The 21,711-nt window shown below is 71.4% G+C and carries 17 protein-coding genes; 11 read left to right on the top strand and 6 right to left on the bottom strand.

Going from position 1 to position 21,711, the window contains the following annotated elements:
- Window positions 1-169: 169 nt before the first annotated feature.
- Window positions 170-2,347, top strand: a complete 2,178-nt coding sequence (locus J2S22_RS19555) for a S8 family peptidase (RefSeq protein WP_307155861.1) — start codon at window positions 170-172, stop codon at window positions 2,345-2,347.
- A 319-nt stretch (window positions 2,348-2,666) separates the two neighbouring features.
- Here the strand turns inward: J2S22_RS19555 and J2S22_RS19560 are convergent, their stop codons facing one another.
- Both J2S22_RS19560 and J2S22_RS19565 read right to left on the bottom strand, forming a co-directional pair.
- Window positions 2,667-5,468 carry an ATP-binding protein gene (locus J2S22_RS19560; protein ID WP_272780590.1) on the bottom strand — a complete coding sequence of 934 codons (2,802 nt, stop codon included), beginning with the start codon at window positions 5,466-5,468 and terminating at the stop codon, window positions 2,667-2,669.
- Window positions 5,469-5,748: 280 nt separating this feature from the next.
- Window positions 5,749-6,243, bottom strand: a complete 495-nt coding sequence (locus J2S22_RS19565; protein WP_272780591.1) for a Dps family protein — start codon at window positions 6,241-6,243, stop codon at window positions 5,749-5,751.
- A 228-nt stretch (window positions 6,244-6,471) separates the two neighbouring features.
- Here J2S22_RS19565 and J2S22_RS19570 point away from each other — a divergent pair, with 228 nt between their 5' ends.
- The 9 genes from J2S22_RS19570 to J2S22_RS19610 all read left to right on the top strand — a co-directional run bounded on the left by J2S22_RS19570 (window position 6,472) and on the right by J2S22_RS19610 (window position 16,053).
- On the top strand, window positions 6,472-8,154 hold the full coding sequence (locus tag J2S22_RS19570; RefSeq protein ID WP_272780592.1) for a sensor histidine kinase: 1,683 nt from the start codon (window positions 6,472-6,474) through the stop codon (window positions 8,152-8,154).
- The gene (locus tag J2S22_RS19575; RefSeq protein ID WP_272780593.1) at window positions 8,151-8,774 is read left to right on the top strand and encodes a response regulator transcription factor; all 624 of its coding nucleotides are present in this window, start codon (window positions 8,151-8,153) and stop codon (window positions 8,772-8,774) included. The genes J2S22_RS19570 and J2S22_RS19575 overlap by 4 nt, the downstream gene beginning before the upstream one ends.
- Before the next feature lie 92 nt (window positions 8,775-8,866).
- Window positions 8,867-9,235 carry a response regulator transcription factor gene (locus J2S22_RS19580; protein ID WP_272780594.1) on the top strand — a complete coding sequence of 123 codons (369 nt, stop codon included), beginning with the start codon at window positions 8,867-8,869 and terminating at the stop codon, window positions 9,233-9,235.
- Between the two features lie 107 nt (window positions 9,236-9,342).
- Window positions 9,343-10,011 (top strand): hydrolase, encoded by a 669-nt coding sequence (locus J2S22_RS19585; protein WP_272780595.1) that lies wholly within the window; start codon window positions 9,343-9,345, stop codon window positions 10,009-10,011.
- A 158-nt stretch (window positions 10,012-10,169) separates the two neighbouring features.
- Window positions 10,170-11,000, top strand: a complete 831-nt coding sequence (locus tag J2S22_RS19590) for an alpha/beta fold hydrolase (RefSeq protein WP_272780599.1) — start codon at window positions 10,170-10,172, stop codon at window positions 10,998-11,000.
- 461 nt (window positions 11,001-11,461) lie between these two features.
- Window positions 11,462-11,755, top strand: a complete 294-nt coding sequence (locus J2S22_RS19595; RefSeq protein ID WP_272780600.1) for a DUF1427 family protein — start codon at window positions 11,462-11,464, stop codon at window positions 11,753-11,755.
- A 50-nt stretch (window positions 11,756-11,805) separates the two neighbouring features.
- A complete protein-coding gene (locus J2S22_RS19600; RefSeq protein WP_370878224.1) occupies window positions 11,806-13,800 on the top strand; it encodes an amidohydrolase in 1,995 nt (664 codons plus the stop codon).
- Window positions 13,801-13,963: 163 nt separating this feature from the next.
- Window positions 13,964-14,389: a DoxX family protein gene (locus J2S22_RS19605; protein ID WP_272780596.1), complete on the top strand. Its 426-nt coding sequence runs from the start codon at window positions 13,964-13,966 to the stop codon at window positions 14,387-14,389.
- The gene (locus J2S22_RS19610) at window positions 14,386-16,053 is read left to right on the top strand and encodes an MFS transporter (protein ID WP_272780597.1); all 1,668 of its coding nucleotides are present in this window, start codon (window positions 14,386-14,388) and stop codon (window positions 16,051-16,053) included. The genes J2S22_RS19605 and J2S22_RS19610 overlap by 4 nt, the downstream gene beginning before the upstream one ends.
- Before the next feature lie 51 nt (window positions 16,054-16,104).
- On the opposite strand, the gene J2S22_RS19615 is transcribed toward J2S22_RS19610, so the two are convergent.
- Both J2S22_RS19615 and J2S22_RS19620 read right to left on the bottom strand, forming a co-directional pair.
- Window positions 16,105-16,515 (bottom strand): flagellar basal body rod protein FlgC, encoded by a 411-nt coding sequence (locus J2S22_RS19615; RefSeq protein ID WP_272780598.1) that lies wholly within the window; start codon window positions 16,513-16,515, stop codon window positions 16,105-16,107.
- Between the two features lie 219 nt (window positions 16,516-16,734).
- On the bottom strand, window positions 16,735-17,838 hold the full coding sequence (locus J2S22_RS19620) for an alkene reductase (RefSeq protein ID WP_272776861.1): 1,104 nt from the start codon (window positions 17,836-17,838) through the stop codon (window positions 16,735-16,737).
- Window positions 17,839-18,011: 173 nt separating this feature from the next.
- On the opposite strand from J2S22_RS19620, the gene J2S22_RS19625 reads away from it, so the two are divergent.
- Entirely contained in the window at window positions 18,012-19,772 is a 1,761-nt protein-coding gene (locus J2S22_RS19625) for a metallophosphoesterase family protein (RefSeq protein WP_272776860.1), read from the top strand.
- Window positions 19,773-19,869: 97 nt separating this feature from the next.
- Here the strand turns inward: J2S22_RS19625 and J2S22_RS19630 are convergent, their stop codons facing one another.
- Both J2S22_RS19630 and J2S22_RS19635 read right to left on the bottom strand, forming a co-directional pair.
- Window positions 19,870-20,934 (bottom strand): AI-2E family transporter, encoded by a 1,065-nt coding sequence (locus tag J2S22_RS19630; protein ID WP_272776859.1) that lies wholly within the window; start codon window positions 20,932-20,934, stop codon window positions 19,870-19,872.
- A gap of 49 nt (window positions 20,935-20,983) precedes the next feature.
- Window positions 20,984-21,490 carry a DNA-binding transcriptional response regulator gene (locus tag J2S22_RS19635; RefSeq protein WP_272776858.1) on the bottom strand — a complete coding sequence of 169 codons (507 nt, stop codon included), beginning with the start codon at window positions 21,488-21,490 and terminating at the stop codon, window positions 20,984-20,986.
- Between the last annotated feature and the right edge of the window lie 221 nt (window positions 21,491-21,711).

Genomic DNA, 21,711 nt, shown 5'->3' on the forward strand with positions numbered 1-21,711 from the left:
TAGACACAAGCCGATCTCCGATTCAGACCTCGATGATCGGCACCCTCCGCCCTCACGAACCCCCGAAGAAGGTGGGGCCAAAACGACGCTTACGCTGAAGTTCGAGAGCCTGGAATTTACGCGCAGCGGAATCGAGCTTTGCGCCGTGAGGCGGCTAGCCGACGGTCGCATGCAGGCGACCGTCTTCGTGCCGGACGGCAAGCTTGCATTTTTCCTCAAACGTATCGAAGCCTATCGCGACAGCGTTACGCGGCCGCGCGACGATGGTTCGACAAGCCCCCAGAATAAGGATTTGGTCGAGAGCATCTCGCATATCAGACTTGCTGCACTCGAAGCACTTTGGACCGACGACCCCAGCCTGTATCCGCAGGCCGATCAACCCGCGACATGGGAGGTGTGGCTACGCCGGTCGAATACCGTCGATCCCTTGGCACGGCTTCGCGAACATGCCGACCGCTTCGGCCTGACAGTGGGCGAGAACGCGATTGAGTTCGTCGACCGGACCATTGTGCTCGTACATGCCACCGCCGCGGCCATGTCGCGCTCGATCGACATCCTTGGTGCCATAGCGGAGTTGCGGCTGGCGAAAACCACTGCGGCCTTCTTTACCGAAATGAACGCCGTCGAACAGCGCGCATGGGTCGAGAACCTAGCCATACGATTGACGCCGCCGACCGAAGGCGCACCCTACGTTTGCTTGCTGGATACGGGCGTCAACGCCGCCCATCCGCTCCTCGCGCCGGTCGTTGATGCGAATGATCTGCACACCTACAAGCCGGCCTGGGGCGCGGACGACCGGCAGGGCCATGGCACGCCGATGGCCGGGATTGCCGCTTACGGAGATCTGGCGCCCTTGCTGGCGTCGCGGGATCCGGTGCCTTTGACGCACCGAATCGAGTCCGTCAAGATCATCAATCCGGCCGATCCGCATGAGAAAGACCTGTACGGCGCCGTCACCCGCGAATGCGCGTACCGGGTTGAGGTCACGGCGGATCGCCCGCGCGTTTTTTGCCTTTCGGTGACGACCACCGACAGCCGCGACCGGGGCCGTCCCTCGTCGTGGTCGGCGGCCGTAGATGCGCTGGCGGCGGGCGCGGACGATCAACGGCGCCTGTTCATTCTGTCCGCCGGCAACACCGATCCCGCAAAGCGAAAGGATTACCCGCATTCCAACATGACCGACGGCGTACATGATCCGGCACAAGCATGGAACGCCTTGACCGTCGGTGGATACACGGAAAAAGCCGTTGTTGACGCCGCGCGCTTTCCGGGCTGGATCCCCGTGGCGCGGGCCGGCGATCTGGCCCCGTGCAGTTGCACATCGACCACGTGGATGAAGACCAAATGGCCCATCAAGCCGGACATCGTGCTTGAAGCGGGCAACATGGCGGCAAATCCCGCGCATCCTGACCCCGACTATATCGATGACGGGCTTCAGCTTCTTTCGACCCACCATAATTTCACGCGCGACAAGCCGCTCGCGACCTTCGGCGACACCAGCGCGGCAGCGGCTGACGCCGCCCGGATGGCGGCGGCGCTTTGGGCGAAATATCCCGACTTCACGCCTGAAACTATCCGGGCGCTCATGATCCATGCTGCTGAATGGACGCCGGCAATGCTCGATCGTGTCACCGGACCTGACGGATCAGTGAATTACGAAACCTTACTTCGCTGCTACGGCTACGGCGTACCAAACTTCCGGCGGCTGATGTCGAGTGCAACCAATTCCCTGACCCTTATCTCACAAGGTTCGATTCAGCCGTTTTTCAAGCATAAGGACAAGAATGGCAAAGAGTCTGTGAAGACGCGGGAGATGCGGTTGCACGCTCTTCCCTGGCCCGCGGACATCCTCCGCGACCTCCAGGACGCTCCCGTCAAGATGCGCGTGACCCTGTCATATTTCATTGAGCCAAGTCCGGGCGCTCGGGGCTGGACCTCAAAATACGGTTATCAATCGTACGGATTGAGGTTTTCCGTGAAGAGACCTCTGGAAAGCCCGGGGGCATTTAAAGATCGCATTAACAAGTTTGATCGCGAAGATGACTATGAAGCCCCAGGATTGAAGGATACCGGGCGGTGGCTTTACGGCCATGCCGGACGGTCGCTTGTGACGCTCGGTTCGGTTCACTCCGATCTGTGGAGCGGAACGGCTGCTGATCTCGCGGCCCGGGACCATATCGCCGTGTTTCCCACCCTGGGGTGGTGGAACAAGCGTCCGCACCTCGGCGCATGGGAAAAGCAAGCCAAGTACGCGCTGATCGTAACCATCGCCACGCCGGAGTCCGACGTCGATATTTACACTCCGGTGGCGAACGAGATCGGCATACCGGTGGTCGTCGAAGCCTGATATCCCCAAGGCTGGGGTGGTGGGCCTAGGCGACTCGGCAGCGGAACGGGACGGCCGGTAGGGAATGTTGGTAGCGGAATCCCGTTACGTGCCCCCACAATGAGGTGAGTATGTAATATCGTACGGGAAAACAGCCGCTTGACCTGGAAAGTGGATCAGGAGGTCGGTGGTTCGAGTTTCGAGTCAACCCACCTGTACCACATGGCGTCCCGGCCCGGATTTTCACGTTTCAGCTTGCCAGCTCCGGGGTTCCAGCTCCGGCCCGCTCCTCCGATCGACAACCAGACAGTCCGCGCCCCGTTGCCCGGCGCCGCCTGCCTCACGCCTTCAGGGCGCGGACGTCCGGGCCGGCCAGCAGGGCGCGGGCGGCCGCGACGTCGGCCGTCGCGGGGCCGTCCGGCAGGCGGGCCAGGACGGCGCGGAGGGCCGACAGGGCGCTCACGGATGCCGCGTCGCGACCGGAGTCGCCGCCGCGGCGCCGGGCCCGAGCCGCGATGCTGGTCGCGGTCCGCAGCTCCCAGGCGAGCGCCTTCTGGGCGCGGGCGACGTCGAGCGATCGCGCGAACCAGTCCGTCGCCGAAGCGTCGGCGGGGTCGCGGCCGGCGATCTCGCCCTTGATGCGCAGGAGCTCGGCGACGCACCACGCCTCGTCGGTCGCCTCGCAGCGGGTCAGCGCCTCGTCGATCACGGCGCGCGCCTCGTCGAGCCGGTCGGCCCGGCACAGGCCGGCGGCGAGCTGGCCGAGAAAGCACGTCAGGTACTGCACGAAGGTCGCCTTGCGCAGCGTGTCGATGCCGGCCTGCAGCCGCGCGATGCCGCCGGCGAGATCGCCGGACTGCAGCAGCGCGTCGCCCTCGAAGCAGGTCGCGTAGGTGCGCCAGCCGTGCAGCGCGTCGCGCGTCGTCAGGCCGACCAGCAGCGCGGTCCAGCGCCGCGCCGCGTCGAGATCGCCGACCATCAGGGCGATCGGGCAGGCGGCCTGGGCGAGCAGGTTGCACAGCGACAGCGGATGGTCGAGCGCCTCGGCGGCCGCGACCGTCTCGGCCGCCATCCGCAGCGCCTGGTCGGGCCGGCCCTGCAGCCACAGGACGCGGCTCAGCGTCATCCGGGCCGTCACGGTCTGGTCGAACTGGAAGCGGACCAGATCGGAGCGATGCCGCGGCGCCCGATAGGTGGCCAGCATGCGCTCGATGTGCCGCCTTGCGGCGTCCTGCTCGCCGAGGAAGTGGAGCGAGTCGCCGATCATTCGCTCGCCGACCAGCACGTCGCTGGTCTGCCCGGTCGCCTTCGCCAGCGCGCTGAACCGCCCGGCGATCGCGGCGGCGTCGCGGAACCGGCCGCGGTTCTTCGAATCCGCCCACAGGCCCCACAGGGCGCGCAGCTGGTGGTCGACGTCGCCGAAGGCCTCCGCCAGCGCCAGCGCGTGCGACCACATCGCGCTCGTCTCGCGGGCGCGCGTCGACGTGTACATCTGCGACCAGGCGAGCGCCGTGTAGAGCCGCATCGCGTCCGGGCTCTCGGCCGTGCCGGCCTGCTCGAGCGCGACCAGCGCCTTCTCGGCGCGGACCCGGCACTCCTCCAGCAGCGACAGCTCGAGCCACAGCGGCACCGCCGCGACCGTGAGGGCGACGGCGAGCGCGACGTCGCCGTCCGGGCCGCAGGCCCAGTTGAGCGCGGCGCGCAGATCGTCGGCGAGCGGCTGCCACGCCGCCCGCCACGCCGCGGTCGGCTGCAGATCCCACTCGCGCTCCGCGGTGACGAACAGGTCGCGGCAATGCGCGGCATGGGCGCGCTTCGCGGGGCCGAGCTCGCCGGTCTCGGCGAGCTTTTCGAGCGCGTAGGCCCGCGTGGTGTCGAGCAGGCGATAGCGCGCCGTCTCGCCGGCGACGTCGACGACGACGAGCGATTTCGAGGCGAGGCTCGCGATCGCCTCGGCGACGCAGAGCGGGCCGATCTCGTCGGCCGTCACCATGGTCTCGGCCGCCGTGGCCGTGAACCAGCCGGCGAACACGCCGAGCCGGCGGAAGAGCAGGCGCTCCGGTGCGGGCAGCAGGCCGTAGCTCCAGTCGAGCGCCGCCGCGAGGGTCTGGTGGCGGGCGAGCGCCGTGCGCCGGCCACGCGTCAGCAGACGGAAGCGGTCGTCGAGCAGACGCGCGATGTCGGCGAGGCCGAGCGAGTCGACGCAGCCCGCCGCCATCTCGATCGCCAGCGCGATGCCGTCGAGCCTGCGGCAGATCGCGGCGACGAGCGGCGCCTCGGCGTCCGTGAAGGTGAAGCTGTCGCGGGTCGCGATGGCGCGCTCGACGAACATGCGGACCGCCGGAAAGGCCAGCGCCTCGGCGGCGGAGAGGCCCTCGCTGCGGTCCGGCACGGCGAGCGGCGGCAGCCGCAGCACCCGCTCGCCGCCGGCGCGCAGCGGCTCGCGGCTGGTGGCGAGCACGGCGCACGCGGTGTCGCGCACCAGCGCCTCGGCGAGGCCGGCGGCCGCGGCGACGAGATGCTCGCAGTTGTCGAGCACGATCAGCATCGCCTTGTCCTGAAGCGACGTGATCAGCTCCGGGATCGGCAGCGTCGAGCGTACCGGACGCCCGAGCAGCGCGGCGAGCGCGGTCGGCACCAGCGCCGGGTCGGTCACGGGTGCGAGATCGACGAACCAGACGCCGTCCGGGAAGCGGGCGAGGAGCCGGCCGGCGGCCGCGACCGCGACCGTCGTCTTGCCGATGCCGCCCGGACCGACGACGGTGACGAGGCGGGCGTCCGACACCAGGCGGACGATCGTCTCGACCTGATCGGCGCGGCCGACGACGCTCCCGAGCTGCGCGGGAAGATTGCTGGGCGGCGGAGCGACGCCGGCACCGGGACACGGCGCGTCCGGCTCCTCGACCACGCGGACCGGGGCGACGAACTTGTAGCCGCGGCCCGGGATGTTGACGATGTAGCGGAGGTCGGCCTGACCGTCGCGCAGCGCCTTGCGCAACGCCGCGACGTGCACCTTCAGATTGCCTTCGTCGACGAAGGTGCTGGGCCACGCCCGGGCGATCAGCTCCTGCTTGGTGACGAGATCGCCGGCGCGCTCCACCAGGGCGAGGAGGATGTCGAGCGCGCGATGGCCGACGCGCACCGGCTGCTCGTTCTCGAGGAGAACGAGCTCCGCCGGACTCAGTCGGAAGGGGCCGAAGGACAATACACGACCCGGTCCGGCGGGCGCCGGCTGCTCCACTGCTCGTCCCCGATCTGCCGTCCACGAGGAGAGCATCATAGAAGCGGGCGGCGGGAACCTCCAAATGCGCCGCGGCCGTTCCGGACAGGCATCGCGAGGCCGGCCGATCGTGTCGCGCCAGCTTCGTCTTGCACGATGGTAGTCAGGTCCGTCGGGCGGACCGGCGGGGCCGCTCGAGCCCTCAGCGCTTGCGGTTCGTCTCGAACAGGAACCAGGCGCGCCGCTCGGCCCCGTCGGTCCAGTCGTCGATCAGGCTCGACGAGGCGTTGTCCTTGGCCTCGTCGGCGATCTCCTTGGCGGCCCGCAGCGTCTCGACGAGGGTGCGGTTGTCCTGCTCGAGCTCCGCCAGCATCGCGTCGGGCGGCACGAACTCGGCGTCGTTGTCGGCGATGCGCTGGCGGCGCGCGATGTCGCCGATTGAGCGCAGCGTGGTGCCGCCGATCTTGCGCACGCGCTCGGCGATATCGTCGGTGGTGGCGAGGATCTGGCTGGCCTGCTCGTCGAGCATCAGGTGGTAGTCGCGGAAGTGCGGCCCCGACATGTGCCAGTGGAAGTTCTTCGTCTTCAGGTAGAGCGCGAAGGTGTCGGCGAGGACGCCGTTGAGCGCGTCGGCGACGCCCGAGACGGCGTTGCGGGCGAGGTCGGTCGGTGTCGCGAGGGCGTTCTTGGACGGCATCGGGGGTCTCCGGGTCGTGAGGATCGTGGTCGTCCTCGATGAAACTCCGACCGTGGTATCGGGTTCGAGGCGGTCGCGACGATGTGTGCGGCGCGCGCGAACGATGTCGGACCGGGCCGGCGTTGTCACGTCGCCCCGGGCGGGCTTTACCGAAATTTACTCGCCTCGCGTCGCCCCGGCGCGCACCGTCGCCCGGCGCGAGGGGCAGCGGAGACGACCGGCGGAGCCATGACGACATCGACCCGCACACTCGGCGGTCTCGCGCCGGCGACCGGCCGGGCTTCCGCGCCCGTGCCGGGCCCGGCCTCCGGCGCCGCGGCCGGCACGGCGCCCCGCGGCGGGGCGCTGGCGGCCCTGTTCCATGCCACGGCGACCCAGGCGGGGGTCGCCGTCGTGGTGGTGCTCGCGCTCCTCGCGGCGCTGGTGGGAACGGCGCCGTTCGCGCGGCAGCCGACACAGGGGACCGAGATCCTCGTCCCGGCCTACGCGGCCGCGAGCTTCGTGCTGGAGACGCTGACCGCCGCGCTGCTGTTCGCCATGTTCCATGTCCAGCGCTCGCGGGCGCTGTTGCGGCTGGCCGCCGGCTATCTGTTCGCGGCCCTGATGGTGCCGGCCTGGGCGCTGACCTTCCCGGGCGTGCTCTCGGGCCTCGGCGTCGACGCCGGGCTGCAGACCACGGCGGCGATCGCGGCGGTGCGTCGGCTCGGCTTTCCGCTGTTCGTGCTCGGCTACGCGCTCGCCCCGGTCTGCTCGGACACCAGCCCGCGGAGCCTGGTGCCGATCCTGCGCACCGTGCTGGCCGTGGCGGGGCTGGCGGCCGTGTGCCTGTGGCTGATCGTCGAAGGGCGGCCGGTGCTGCCCGGCTTCATGGCCGACGATCGCGACGTGACGCGGCTGTGGTACCGGGTGCCGGCCGTCGCCATCCTGCTGTACGGCCTCGCGGCGGCGATCCTGGTGTGGCGCCGCCGCTTCGCCCTCGACATGTGGGTCTGCCTGGTCCTCGTCTCGCTGACCGTCGAGCTGGCGTTGATGTCGTGGCTCGGCGGCGCGACGCGGCTCGGCGTCGGCTGGTGGGCCGGCCGGCTCTACGGCCTCGCCGCGGCCAGCATCGTGCTCCTCGTGCTGCTGTCGGAGACGACGACGGTCCATCTGCGGCTCGCCCGCGCGGTCGCCGCCGAGCGCCGCGCCCGCCAGGATCGCCTGACCGCCATGGAGGCGCTGTCGGCCACGATCGCGCACGAGATCAACCAGCCGCTCGCCAGCATGGTCACCAATGCCGACGCTGGCCTGCGCTGGCTCGGCAAGGCCGAGCCGCGGATCGACATGGTCGACGCCGCGCTGCGCCGCATCGTCGCCGACGGCCATCGCGCCAACAAGGTGGTGGTCGGCATCCGCACCATGTTCATGACCGGCGCGCAGGAGCGCGAGCCGCTCGACCTCGGGGCGCTCCTGCGCGAGACGGTGCGGGACAAGGCGTCGGAGGCGCGGGCCGCCGGCATCGCGATCGACCTCGATCTCGACCCGGCGCTGCCGCCGGTGATCGGCAACGCGCTGCAGCTGCGCCAGGTCGTCGCCAACCTGATCGAGAACGCCATCGACGCGATGACGGCGACGGCCGGGCGCGAGCGCCGGCTGCGCATCGCGGCGCGGGGTGCCGAGCGCGGCGAAGCGGAGGTCTCCGTCGCCGACACGGGCGGCGGCGTTCCGCCCGAGCTCGCCGAGCGCATCTTCGAGCCGTTCGTCTCCACCAAGCCGGAGGGCATGGGCATGGGACTGATGTTCTGCCGCGCCGTGGTCGAGGCGCATGGCGGCCGGCTGTGGGTCGCGCCGGCGCGCCCGCGCGGCGCCGTCTTCGCGTTCTCGATTCCCACCGCCCTCGTGCCGACGAATGCCCCGGAGGTGTCGCGATGACCGAGCAGTCCGCCGTGTTCGTGGTCGACGACGACCACTCCGTCCGTGCCTCGCTGGAGAGCCTGCTGAGCTCGGAGGGTCACGACGTGCACGTGTTCGGCAGCGCCGAGGCCTTCATCGCGGCGGAGCGTCCCGACCTGCCGGGCTGCATGGTGCTCGACGTGCGGCTGCGCCGCGAGAGCGGGCTCGAGGTCCAGCGCGAGCTCGGCCGGCGCGGCATCGACCTGCCGGTCGTCTTCATCACCGGTCACGGCGACGTGCCGATGTCGGTCGCCGCCATGAAGGCGGGCGCGATCGAGTTCCTGCTGAAGCCCTTCCGCGACCAGGATCTGCTCGACGCCGTGAACAAGGGAATCGCGATCGACCAGTCGCGCCGCGAGCGGGCCGCCCGCATGGCCGAGCTGCGCGATCGCTTCGCCGCGCTCACGCCGCGCGAGCGCGAGATCATGCCGCTGGTCGCCGGCGGCCTGCTCAACAAGCAGATCGCCGGCCATCTGCAGCTCTCGGAAGTCACCGTGAAGGTGCATCGCGCCCAGATCATGCAGAAGCTGCGCGCCCGCTCGCTGCCCGACCTCGTGCGCATGGCCGACCGCCTCGCCGACGATATCGCAAAGGCGTAGACGCGCGACCGATAAGAACAATTGCCATCGTCCCGGGCAGCCTCGACCCTGACCGGGTCCGGCACTCCGCCGGTGCGGCGGTGAGGAGCGCGATGGCGAGCGACGCGGCGGTGGCGATAGTCGAGGACGACGGCTCCGTTCGCGCCGCGCTGATCAGCCTCGTGGGAGCGTTGGGATTCACGGCCTGCGGCTTCGCCGACGCCGAGAGCTTCCTCGCCGACACGAGAGCCGGGCGGGTGGGCTGCCTCGTCGCCGACGTCCGGCTGCCGGGCCTCAGCGGGCTCGCGCTCCATCACGTCCTGCGTGCCTCCGGCATCGCGGTGCCGACCATCCTGATCACGGCCTATCCGGACGAGGCGAGCCGCGGCGTCGCGCTGCGGGCCGGCGCCTTCGGCTATCTCGTCAAGCCGGTGCAGCCGGAGGCGCTGCTCGCCTGCATCCGCGCGGCGCTCGGATCGTGACGCGGCGTCGTCCTATCCGCAGGTCCAGGGCCGACGATACCAGGGCACAATTGTCCCGAACCCGTGCTTCTCCATACAACTGCGCGTACACATCGAGAGGAGCCCGCATGCCCACCGCAACCCCCACGCCCGGCAGGACGCTCGTCGATCCGCGCAACCACATGCTGATCATGATCGACTTCCAGTCGCAGATGTCGTTCGCGACGAAGTCGATCGACGCCGTCGCGCTGCGCAACAACGCGGCGCTGGTCGCTCACGCGGCGGCCGGCTTCCAGGTGCCGACGATTCTCACGACGGTCGCCGAGAAGAGCTTCTCGGGCCCGATGTTCTCCGAGATCACCGACGCCTTCCCGGGCCAGGCGCTGCTCGACCGCACCTCGATGAACACCTGGGAGGACGCCCCCGTCATCGCCGAGGTGAACCGCATCGGCAGGGACCGCGTCGTGCTGTGCGGCCTGTGGACCAGCGTGTGCATCGTCGGCCCGGCGCTGTCGGCCATCGACCAGGGCTTCGAGGTGCACGTGATCGCCGACGCCTGCGGCGACATCTCCGAGGAGGCGCACGCGCGCGCCATGGACCGCATGGTGCAGGCCGGCGCGCGGCCGATGACCTCGCTCCAGTATCTGCTCGAGCTGCAGCGCGACTGGGCCCGCACCGGCACCTACGACATGACCACCGGCATCGCCAAGCAGTTCGGCGGCGCCTACGGGCTCGGCATCATCTACGCCAAGACGATGTTCGGCGCCGCCGAAGGCCACGCCAAGAGCGCCGCATGAGCGGCGTCGAGACGGCGACCCGGGACGTGATCACGACCACGCGAAGGACGGCGCTCGGCCTCGGCGCCGCCGCGGCGCTCGCCGCCGCCGCGGGCCTTCCGGGCGGGCCTCCGGCGGCCCGCGCCCAGACCTCCACCACCCCGAAAGGAAGCACCCCCATGCCCTTCGTCACCACCAAGGACGGCGTCGACATCTTCTACAAGGACTGGGGGCCGAAGGACGCCCGGCCGATCGTCTTCCATCACGGCTGGCCGCTCTCCTCGGACGACTGGGACGCCCAGATGCTGTTCTTCGTGCAGAAGGGCTTCCGCGTCGTCGCGCACGACCGCCGCGGCCACGGGCGCTCGACCCAGGTGTCGGACGGCCACGACATGGACCATTACGCCGCCGACGTCGCCGCCGTGGTCGAGCATCTCGACCTGAGGAACGCCGTGCATATCGGCCACTCCACCGGCGGCGGCGAGGCGCTGCACTACGTCGTCAAGCACGGCAAGGGCCGGGTCGGCAAGCTGGTGATGATCGGCGCCGTGCCGCCCATCATGCTGAAGACCGAAGCCAATCCGGGCGGCCTGCCGCGCGAGGTGTTCGACGGCTTCCGTGCGGCGCTCGCCGCCGACCGGGCGCAGTTCTATCTCGACGTCGCCTCGGGCCCGTTCTTCGGCTTCAACCGGCCGGGCGCGAAGGTGTCGCAGGGTGCCGTCCAGAACTGGTGGCGGCAGGGCATGATCGGCAGCGCCAAGGCGCATTACGACGGCATCAAGGCGTTCTCGGAGACCGACTTCACCGACGACCTGAAGGCCGTGACGGTGCCGACGCTTGTGATGCACGGCGACGACGACCAGATCGTGCCGATCGCCGACTCGGCGCTGCTCTCCGCCAAGCTGGTGAAGGGCGCGCAGCTCAAGGTCTACGAGAAGTTCCCGCACGGCATGTGCACGACCCATCCGGACGTGATCAACGCGGATCTGCTCGCCTTCGTCCAGACCTGACCGGGACGGTCGTATCCGCCGTCCCGCCATCTTCCGCTCGTGCCCGCGCAGGCGGGCATCCAGGGTGTCCCTGCCGTGTCGCCCCTGGGCCCCCGCCGGCGCGGGGACGAGCGGAGGTCGTGCGCCACGCCGTGAGCCGTCATGCGCGGGCGCGACCCGCGCATCCATCGCCGTCCGAGGACCGTGTGCCTTCTCGAAGACGGATGGATCGCCGGGTCGAGCCCCATGGACGCCGAGTTAGCAGCGAAGGCACAGCCTCTCGGTGGTCGTCGTCCGCGCAGGCGGACGACCCAGTATCCACCAGCGTTCGTTGTTTCAGTCGAAACGCTGCGGCGTACTGGGTGCTCCGCTTTCGCGGAGCACGACGACGGAGAGGCTTCGGACCTGAACACAGCGCCCATGGGTCGCGCCCGGCGACGACGCCGAGACAGCCAGCCGACGGGATCACGAGAATGCCCGATCTGAAAGCCTATCTCCTGTCGCTCGGCGCCGGCCTGCTGGTCGGCGTCGTCTACAGCCTGATCGGCGTGCGCTCGCCGGCGCCGCCCACCATCGCGCTGATCGGCCTGCTCGGCATCCTGCTCGGCGAGCAGGTCGTGCCGGTCGTGAAGCGGCTGATCGCCGGGCACGACGTCGCGGGCTTCGTCCGCACGACCTGCGCCGCGCACGTGCTCGGGCCGCTTCCGGGCGGCGAGCCCGCCGTGACGCCCGGTCCGGTAGCCCGCAGCTCGGCGGGCGCAGACGAGCCATCCTGATCACGAGCCCGACCCGATCCCGAGAATCCCCCCGAACCGGGAGATCCGCCGTGGCCCAGAACCCCGACCGCCGGACCGTCGTCGGCACGCTCGCCGCACTCGCCGCCGGCCTTTCCACGAGAGACAGCGTGACCGCCCAGACCGCTTCGCCCCCCGACCTCGTCCTGTTCAACGGCAGGATCACGACGCTCGACCGCGCGGCCCCCGAGGCGTGCGCGATCGCGATCCGGGACGGCCGCTTCGTCGCCGTCGGCAGCGACCGCGACGTGATCGCGCTCGCCGGTCCCCAGACGCGCCGCATCGACCTGCGCGGCCGCCGGGCGATCCCCGGCCTGATCGACAGCCACATGCACATCATCCGGGGCGGCCTCAACTACAACATGGAGTTGCGCTGGGACGGCGTGCGCTCGCTCGAGCAGGCGATGCGGATGCTGAAGGACCAAGTCGACCGCACGCCGGCGCCGCAGTGGGTGCGCGTCGTCGGCGGCTTCACCGAGCATCAGTTCGCCGAGAAGCGGCTGCCCACGCTCGACGAGATCAACGCCGTCGCGCCCGACACGCCGGTGTTCATCCTGCATCTCTACGATCGCGCGCTCCTCAACGGCGCCGCGCTGCGCGCCGTCGGCTACGGCAAGGACACGCCGGCGCCGCCCGGCGGCGAGATCGCCCGCGACGGCGCCGGCAATCCGACCGGCCTCCTGGTCGCCAGGCCGAACGCGACGATCCTCTACGCGACGCTCGCCAAGGGGCCGAAGCTGCCGCCCGAGTATCAGAAGAACTCGTCGCGCCACTTCATGCGCGAGGTCAACCGGCTCGGCGTGACGAGCGTGATCGATGCCGGCGGCGGCTTCCAGAACTACCCCGAGGACTATTCGATCATCGAGGAGCTGCACCGCGACGGCCAGCTCACGGTGCGCATCGCCTACAACCTGTTCACCCAGAAGCCCAAGGAGGAGCTGAAGGATTTCTCCACCTGGGCCGGCCAGGTGAAGCCGGGGCAGGGCGACGACACCTACCGGGCGAACGGCGCAGGCGAGATGCTGGTCTACTCCGCCGCCGACTTCGAGGACTTCAAGGTCGAGCGCCCCGAGATGCCGCCGACCATGGAGGGCGATCTCGAGCCGGTCGTCCGGCTGCTCGCCGAGAAGCGCTGGCCGTGGCGCCTGCACGCGACCTACGACGAGACGATCTCGCGCGCCCTCGACGTGTTCGAGAGGGTGAACCGCGACGTTCCCTTCGACGGGCTGCACTGGTTCTTCGATCACGCCGAGACGATCGACGACCGCAACATCGATCGCATCGCGGCGCTCGGCGGCGGCATCGCGGTCCAGCACCGGATGGCGTTCCAGGGCGAGGACTTCGTCGCCCGCTACGGCGAGCGCGCCGCCGAGCGCACGCCGCCGGTGCGGCGCATGCTGGCCGCCGGCCTGCCGGTCGGCGCCGGCACGGACGCGACGCGCGTCGCCTCCTACAATCCGTGGGTCTCGCTCGCCTGGCTCGTCACCGGCAGGACGCTCGGCGGGCTCGCGCTCTACCCGGCCGCCAACCGGCTCGACCGCGAGACGGCGCTGCGGCTGTGGACCGAGGGCAACACCTGGTTCTCGACCGAGCCCGGCAAGAAGGGGCGGGTCGAGGCCGGCCAGCTCGCCGATCTCGCGGTGCTGTCGGACGACTTCTTCGCGGTGCCCGAAGACGCGATCCAGGACATCACGTCGGTGCTCACGCTGCTCGGCGGCACGCCCGTGCACGGCGACAAGGAGTTCTCCGACCTCGCCCCGCCGCTGCCACCGGCGATGCCGGACTGGTCGCCGGTGCGCCGCTTCGGCGGCTATCAGATGCGGGCGGGCGCCGAGGGCGCGCGGCCGTATGCGTTCTCGTCCGAGGGGGCCGGAGCCGTCACGGCCGCGGCAGCCGGCGCCTGTGGCTGCGCGACGGGGTGCGGCGTGCACGGCCACGCACACGCGTCGGCCTGGGGGGCGGGCGTGCCGGTGTCGGACGCACGCGCCTTCTGGGGCGTGCTCGGCTGCTCCTGCTGGGCGTTCTGAGAACGGGGTCTTCGCTCGCTCGTCATTCCGGGGCGCCGCGCAGCGGCGAACCCGGAATCCAACCAAGAGTTCGTAGGTTGCCGCTGGATTCCGGGTTCGCACCTTCGGTGCGCCCCGGAATGACGGCGAGCCTATCGAATGAACAGGAATGTGAGGAGTCGTCGTGAGCGACATCATGCGTCCCGCCGCGGTGGCGCGTCTTCTCGATGTGCCCGGGCTCGATTATCTGCTCCGGCTGGCGCTCGCCTCGCCGTTCCTGATCAGCGGCGTGGTCAAGCTCCTGGACTTTTCCGGCGCCACCGCCGAGGTGGCCGGCTTGGGCGTCCAGCCGGCGGTGCCGGTCGCCGTGGCGGTGATCGCGACCGAGCTCGTCGGCTCGGCCCTGTTCCTGACCCGCCGCTGGTGCTGGCTCGGGGCCGGGCTGCTGGCCGGGTTCACGGTCGTCGCCACCCTGCTGGCGCACGCCTTCTGGACCTTCGACGGGCCGGAGCGTGCCCGGCAGGCCGCGACCTTCTTCGAGCATGTCTCGATGATCGGGGGGCTGGGGATGGCGGCGCTGTTGGCCGCCCGCGCGGTTTTGCCGCGATGACGGCGACCCGGGATCACGCCGATCCGGCCGGCCGGACGGCCGCCGCGGCCCCCGCGGGCGGTGCCTTCGCGCCGCTGCGCCACCGGCTATTCGCGGTGATCTGGGCCGCCACCGTGCTCGGCAATGTCGGCACCTTCATGCGCGACGTGGCGAGCGCCTGGCTGGTCACCGAGATCAGCCCGACGCCGGCCGCCGTGGCGCTGATCCAGGCCGCCGCGTCGCTGCCGATCTTCCTGTTCGCGATTCCCGCCGGCGTGCTGTCCGACATCCTGGATCGCCGAAAATTCCTGATCGTCGTCCAGGTGATGCTCGGCACGGTCAGCGCCGTCCTGGCCGGGCTCGCCGCGACCGGCGCGGTGTCGGTCACGTCGCTGGCGCTCCTCACCTTCCTGGGCGGCACCGGGGCGGCGCTGGCGATGCCGACCTGGCAGGCGATCGTGCCCGAGCTGGTGCCGCGGCCCGATCTCAAGGGCGCCGTGGCGCTCGGCTCGCTCGGCTTCAACATCGCGCGGGCGGTCGGCCCGGCGCTCGGCGGCGTCGCGCTCGCCGTCTTCGGCGCCGCCGTCACCTACGGGCTCGACGTCGCGAGCTACGTCCTGGTGATCGGCGCGCTGATCTGGTGGCGGCGCGACGCGACGGCCGACGACGAGCTGCGCGAGCATTTCGGCGGGGCGCTGCGGGCCGGCCTGCGCTTCGCGCGGGCGAGCCGCGACATGCACCGCCTGCTGTGGCGCGCCGTGCTGTTCTTCGTCTTCGCCAGCGCCGTGTGGGCGCTGCTGCCGCTGGTCGCCCGCCAGGAGCTCGGCGGCAGCCCCGGCTTCTACGGCCTGATGCTGGGCAGCGTCGGCGCCGGCGCGATTCTCGGCGCCCTGCTGCTGCCGCGGCTGCGCGCCGCCATCGGTCAGGATCGGCTGGTGCTCGGCGCCTCGCTCGTCACCGCGGCATCGACCATCCTGCTCGCGCCGGCGCAGGCGCCCTGGCACGGCATCGTGCTCATGGTGATTCTCGGGGCCGCCTGGATCGCCATCCTCACGACGCTCAACGCGACCATGCAGGCGATCCTGCCGAACTGGACGCGCGGCCGCGGGCTCGCGATCTATCTCACGGTGTTCAACGGCGCCATGGCGGCCGGCAGCCTCGGCTGGGGCGTTTTTGCCCAGGCGGTCGGCATCGACGCGGCGCTGGTGACGGCCGGCCTCGGGCTCGCCGCGGCCTCGGCGCTCGCCTGTCGGGCGCGGCTGCCGAGCGGCGAGGCCGACCTGATGCCATCGATGCACTGGCCCGAGCCGATCGTCGCCGATCCGGTGCCGGACGACCGCGGTCCCGTGCTGATCACGATCACGTACCGGGTCGCGGCGCAGGACCGGGCGGCGTTCGCCGCCGTGCTCGACCGGCTCTCCGCCGCGCGGCGGCGCGACGGCGCCTATGCCTGGGGGCTCACCGAGGACGCCGCCGATCCGGAGCGGCTGGTGGAGTGGTTCTTCGTCGAGTCCTGGGCCGAGCACCGCCGCCAGCATCGCCGCGTGTCGCGGGTCGACGCCGACCTGCAGGCCGAGGCGGTCGCGCTGCACCGCGGACCGGAGCCGCCGGTCGTGCGGCATCACCTCGCCGTCCGGGTGCGGGGGGCGTCCACGCCCCGCGCGGCGGACGCGCCGTCGACCTGAGCGCCGTCCGCGCGACGGGTCCGGATGATCACGGCCGGCCGCGGCGCACCCTCACGCCGTGGCGTCGAGCAGCGTCTGGGTCATCTCGTCGTCGGCCTGGACGAGGCGGGCATCGGCCGTGAACGTGTAGCTGGCGATCACCTGCTCGACCATCTCCTGGGAGAGGTCGACGATCGGGGCGGCGACGAGGCCGTTCGGGTCGGCGAACGGGGCCTGCGGATCGGAGGTCGGCACATGGGCCGGGGTCGCGGCCGTCACGGTCGCGCGGGTGCCGCCGCCCGCCACCGCGGTCTGGGTGACGCGCAACGGCGTGTAGGCCTGCTGCAGGCCCTCCGGCACGCGGCCGTCGGCGGCCGGGAGCGCACCGGTGGAGCGGACGTTCGCGACATTGCCGGCGGAGACCTCGACGCGGCGCACCGCGGCGGTCATGCCGGACACTGCGATGGTCGAGATGCTGCTCACGCTGGCCTCGTGGGACGGTCGCGGGACCCCCATAGGCGCACGCCGCCCGGAAAGGCCGGCTTGACGCGGCCGCCGCAAGTCGAGCGATCCCGTCAACCGGGCGTCAACCTCGTCGGGTCGACGCGACGTAGGACATCCGGCCCGACCTCCGGCCCAATCGTCCGTGCGGCGGGCCGGGCGGTGCCCGGCCCGCGACGCTGCCGGGGCCGGGGGCGTCGGTCAGGCCGGCTCCGGCTGCAGGGTCGGATAGTCCGTGTAGCCCGCGGCGCCGCCGCCGTAGAAGGTCGCCTGGTCGGGGGTGTTCAGCGGCGCACCGCGGCGCAGCCGCTCGACCAGGTCGGGGTTGGCGATGAACGCCTTGCCGAAGGCGACGAGATCGGCGCGACCCTCCGCCACCGCCGCCTCGGCCAGTGCCGGCGTGTAGCCGTTGTTGGCGATGTAGGCGCCCTTGAAGGCGCGGCGCAGCGCCGTCCAGTCGAACGGCACGTTGTCGCGCGGCCCGCCGGTCGCCCCCTCGATCACGTGCAGATAGGCGGGCGCCAGCGTGTTCATGCGGGCGACCAGGTGGCCGAACAGGGCGGCCGGGTCGCTGTCGGCGATGTCGTTGGCCGGCGACACCGGCGAGATGCGGATGCCGGTGCGCTCGCGACCGATCTCGCCGATCACCGCGGCGAGCACCTGGAGGGTCAGCCGCACCCGGTTCTCCAGCGCTCCGCCGTAGTCGTCGGTCCGCTGGTTGGTGGAATCGCGCAGGAACTGGTCGAGCAGATAGCCGTTGGCGGCGTGCACCTCGACGCCGTCGAAGCCGGCCGCGACGGCGTTGGCGGCGGCCTGCCGATAGGCGTCGACGATGCCGGGCAGCTCCTCGGTGCGCAGCGCCCGCGGCGCCGAGGTCTCGACGAACTTGCCGCCGACCCAGGTCTTGGTCTTCGCGGGAATGGCCGACGGCGCCACCGGGGCGCGGCCGCCCGGCTGCAGCGCCACGTGCGAGACGCGCCCGACATGCCAGAGCTGGATGACGATGCGGCCGCCCTTCGCGTGCACGGCGTCGGTCACCTTGCGCCAGCCGGCGATCTGCTCGCGCGAATGGATGCCCGGCGTCGCCTCGTAGCCCTGGCCTTCCGGCACGATCTGGCTCGCCTCGGTGATCAGGAGGCCGGCGCTCGCGCGCTGCGCATAGTAGGTGGCGGCGAGCGGGCCCGGCACGTTGCCGGCGGCGGCGCGGTTGCGCGTCAGCGGCGCCATGACGATCCGGTTGGGGAGCTCCATCCCGCCGAGCCGGAACGGCTCGAAGAGCTTGCCCGTGGATGCGGGACTGGCCATCGTGATGTCCTTCGTTGATCGCGTCGTGATTGCATGCGACGAGACGCGCCGCGAAGCGAGGCGCAGCGCGTCGGGGGTTGCGGGGGCGCCGTTGCTGCGGCGCCCGCGGCTGACGTGGGTGCGGTGCACGCGTTCGTCAATGGCGCCGGTCTCGGCGCATCGGAGCAGCGGCCATGCAGCCGATCACGGATCCGCGAGACGGCGACGCCGAGGACGACGCGTCCAGCACCCGCCAGCGCTCGCTGCTCGCGCTCGCCGGCAGCCTGCTGGCCGAGATCAGCCTGCCGAAGCTGGTCGTCGCCTGGCTGCTGCTGATCGGCCTGCCCGGCCTGCTGCTCGGGCTGGCGCCGCTCCTCGCCTCGATCTGGCTGTCGGCGGTATCGACCAAAGTCGCATATGCGCTGTCCGGCGCCTGGTCGGCGCTGGTGCTCGCCGCCGTGGTGGCGCTCGGCTGGTTCGGCGGGCGACGCCTGTTCCGAATCGCCGAGGGCAGCTTCTGGGCGCTCGCCTCGCTCGCCGTGCAGCCGGTCTATGCGATGGCGCGCGAGGCGCTGCGCCACCTCGCCGAGGCCGGGCTGGCGAGCCGGGCCGGGCCGGCGACGCGGGCGCGGCTGCGTGCCGCGACGGCCGCGGTCGCCGGGATCGCCGTGGCGGTGCCGGCCGTGCTGCTGGTCGCCTGGCTGTGGCCGGCGACCCGCTGGACCGGCACGCTCGCCGATCTCGCCGCGCCGCTGCGCCTCGCCTCGGCCGGCATCGCCAACGGGGTCGTGCTGGTGGCCGGCTATTTCGCCGCGGCGGCCGCCGTGTGGGGCTTCGCCGACGCGACCATGGACCAGCCGCGCACCCGCCGGTTCGAGGGCGAGCCGGCGCCGCCCGACACGGCGCCGCGCTGGCGCATCGTCCATCTGTCGGACATCCACGTCGTCGGCGAGCCTTACGGCTTCCGCATCGAGTGTGGCCGGGCGGGGCCGCGCGGCGACGACCGCCTGCACCGCGTGCTCGCGCGGATCGCGGCGATTCACGCGGCGGCGCCGCTCGACCTCGTGCTGATCACCGGCGACGTGACGGACGCGGGCCGCTCCGGCGAATGGGCCGCGTTCTTCGATGCGCTGGCGCCGTATCCGGCGATCGCCGCGCGGCTGCTGATCCAGCCCGGCAATCACGACGTCAACGTGGTCGACCGCGCCAATCCGGCACGGCTCGACCTGCCGTTCAGCCCGGTGAAGCGGCTGCGTCAGGTGCGGGCGCTCTCCGCCATGGCGGCCGTGCAGGGTGGGCGCGTGCGCGTCGTCGACCTCGCCGGCGAGGCGCTCGGCGACACGCTCGACGCGGCGCTGGCACCGCACCGCGCGCGGCTCGCCGGCTTCGCCGACACGGGGGCGCTGCGCGACGTGCCGTTCGTCGCCGACCTGTGGGCGCGGCTGTTCCCGATGGTGCTGCCGCCGGAGCGGCCGGACGGGCTCGGCATCGTGCTGCTCGACTCCAACGCCGACACGCATTTCTCCTTCACCAACGCGCTCGGCCTCGTGTCGACCGAGCAGATGCGCGGAATCGAGATCGCCATCGCGGCTTGGCCGGCGGCCTCCTGGCTGGTCGCGCTGCACCACCACGTGGTCGAGTATCCGATGCCGGCGAAGCAGCTCTCCGAGCGGATCGGCACGGCGCTGGTCAACGGCAGCTGGTTCGTCCGCCGCCTGCAAAGGATCGCGCCCGACGCCGTGGTGATGCACGGCCACCGCCATGTCGACTGGATCGGCGCCTGCGGCGACCTCACCATCGTCTCGGCGCCGTCGCCCGTCATGGAGGCGACCGACGACCGCGACACCGCCTTCTACGTCCACACGCTGACGAGCGACCAGGACGGCCGGCTGCATCTCCTGGCACCGGAGCGGATCGTGATCCCGGGCGACCCGTCATTCCGGGGCGCGGCCTGAAAGGCCGCGAACCCGGAATCCAGCCGGGGCCACGGATTGCGTCGCTGGATTCCGGGCTCGCCGCTGCGCGGCGCCCCGGAATGACCGGAACTGGTCGTCAGGCGGACGGTGCCGCCGTCTCCTCCGCCTCCCGCCCGGCCTCCTCGTCCGGGGCCTCGCCCGCCAGCAGGGCGGCGACCCAGCGGCTCGCCGGGTACTGCTCGCACACGGTGAGGATGGCGATGACGATCGGCACGCCCATGAAGGCGCCGGCGATGCCCCACAGGAAGCTCCACAGGAACACGGCGAGCAGCACCACGAAGGGGGACAGCGACAGCCGGCTGCCGGCGACGCGCGGCTCCAGATAGCTGCCGACCACGAACTGGATCAGGTTGAGGGCGGCGAAGACGACGAGCATCGTCTCCCACGACTGGAAGTGCGCCAGCGCGAACAGGGTCGGCGCCAGCGTCGCGACGAACGGGCCGATGAACGGGACGTAGTTCAGCGCGAAGGCGATGACGCCCCATTCGGCGTAGAGCGGCAGCCCGATCGCGGCGGCGAATCCGGCGACCAGCGCGCCGGTGATCACGCTCATCACGCTGCGCACCAGCATGTAGGTCTGCAGCTTGGCGGCGGTCGTCGCCCCGGCCCGGACCAGCGCGTCGCCGCCGACCGCGCGCAGCTTGCGGGCCGTGGCCTCGACCTCGAGCAGGCCGAGGATGAGGAACACCAGCGCCACCACGGCGAAGCTCGCGACGCTCTGCAGGCGCGAGGCGACCTCCTGGACGGCGCGCACCATCCAGCTCGTGCTGAACACGTCGCTGAACACGCCGGTGACGACGAAGCCGTGGCCCTCCAGCCAGATCGTCGCCTCCTGGTACATGGCCTGGAACCGCGCCGTGTCGGCGATCAGCCAGCGCGCCGCGCGGCCGAAGCCCCAGCCGATCATGGTGCCGAGTCCGGTCAGCACCACGGCCACCGCGACCACGGTGACCAGCAGGGCGACGAGCTTCGGCAGGCGGGCCTGCAGGGCCGCCTGCACGGGCCACGCCACGGCGACCACGAACAGCGCGAACACCACGGGCGCCAGGATGGCGCGGCCGTAATGGAGCGCGATGCACACCAGCACGGTGGTGCACACCGCCAGCAGGGTCAGGTGTCCGCGGTGGGGCGTCACAGGCATCGACTAAGCACCTCGCGCGCCGGGAGCATGAGGGGGGCGGCGGCCGCGGTCAGGCCGTCACCGTGTCGGGTGCCTCGATCGCCTTCCGCCAGTGGCAGTCGCGGAAGCAGCAGCCGCGGATGCCGCGCTGCAGCCGTTCCTCGATGCGGGCGAGCCGCCCGGAGAGGCCCGCCGCCACGATCGGCTTGCCGATCGGATAGCAGGCGTTCAGGCCGATCCCGTAAGCGAAGTCGGCGGCGGCGAAGCGGTGGGCGCGGTTGCCGGTGCCGGTGAGCAGCACCGGGGCCGTGTAGAAGAGCTCGGCGAGCGTCCGCAGGAAGCCGGCGACCGGCGCGCCCTCGACCGTCAGGTCGGTGACGATGCAGTCGAAGTTCTCGCTGCCGAGCAGCATCTCGCCCTCGGCGAAGCTCGCCGCCGCGATGGCCGCCCAGCCGGTGCGGTCGGCGATCGCGCAGACGTGGCGGCGGACGGCGGGATCGTCGTCGAGGACGAGCAGGCCTCGTCGCCAGGCGGTCTCGCAGGGCTGCGGCTGCAGCGGACTCGAACGGCTCGGCACCCGCGTCTCCCGTCGTGCGTCGTCGGCCGGCCCGGCGCGCCGGCCGATCTGTTCCGGACAGCGGATCATGCCCGCGCTTCGCTGAAAAGCGGTTAATGCGGCCGCCGACGCGCGCCGGTGGTGCCGGGCACGGCGGCTGCGGCACCGTGCCTCCGGCAAAATCGCGGGGCAGGGTCTGCGGGAGGCCCGCTACCGGGCCGTTCCGGCCCCCGTGTAAGAGG

It is taken from the genome of Rhodoplanes tepidamans, assembly GCF_030813915.1.
Classification (GTDB): domain Bacteria; phylum Pseudomonadota; class Alphaproteobacteria; order Rhizobiales; family Xanthobacteraceae; genus Rhodoplanes; species Rhodoplanes tepidamans.

Coding starts and splice junctions, on each gene's coding strand:
- J2S22_RS19555 (WP_307155861.1), top strand. CDS start 170: ATGCAGGCGACCGTCTTCGTGCCGGACGGCAAGCTTGCATTTTTCCTC.
- J2S22_RS19565 (WP_272780591.1), bottom strand. CDS start 6,243: ATGCCGTCCAAGAACGCCCTCGCGACACCGACCGACCTCGCCCGCAAC.
- J2S22_RS19570 (WP_272780592.1), top strand. CDS start 6,472: ATGACGACATCGACCCGCACACTCGGCGGTCTCGCGCCGGCGACCGGC.
- J2S22_RS19575 (WP_272780593.1), top strand. CDS start 8,151: ATGACCGAGCAGTCCGCCGTGTTCGTGGTCGACGACGACCACTCCGTC.
- J2S22_RS19580 (WP_272780594.1), top strand. CDS start 8,867: ATGGCGAGCGACGCGGCGGTGGCGATAGTCGAGGACGACGGCTCCGTT.
- J2S22_RS19585 (WP_272780595.1), top strand. CDS start 9,343: ATGCCCACCGCAACCCCCACGCCCGGCAGGACGCTCGTCGATCCGCGC.
- J2S22_RS19590 (WP_272780599.1), top strand. CDS start 10,170: ATGCCCTTCGTCACCACCAAGGACGGCGTCGACATCTTCTACAAGGAC.
- J2S22_RS19610 (WP_272780597.1), top strand. CDS start 14,386: ATGACGGCGACCCGGGATCACGCCGATCCGGCCGGCCGGACGGCCGCC.
- J2S22_RS19620 (WP_272776861.1), bottom strand. CDS start 17,838: ATGGCCAGTCCCGCATCCACGGGCAAGCTCTTCGAGCCGTTCCGGCTC.
- J2S22_RS19625 (WP_272776860.1), top strand. CDS start 18,012: ATGCAGCCGATCACGGATCCGCGAGACGGCGACGCCGAGGACGACGCG.
- J2S22_RS19630 (WP_272776859.1), bottom strand. CDS start 20,934: ATGCCTGTGACGCCCCACCGCGGACACCTGACCCTGCTGGCGGTGTGC.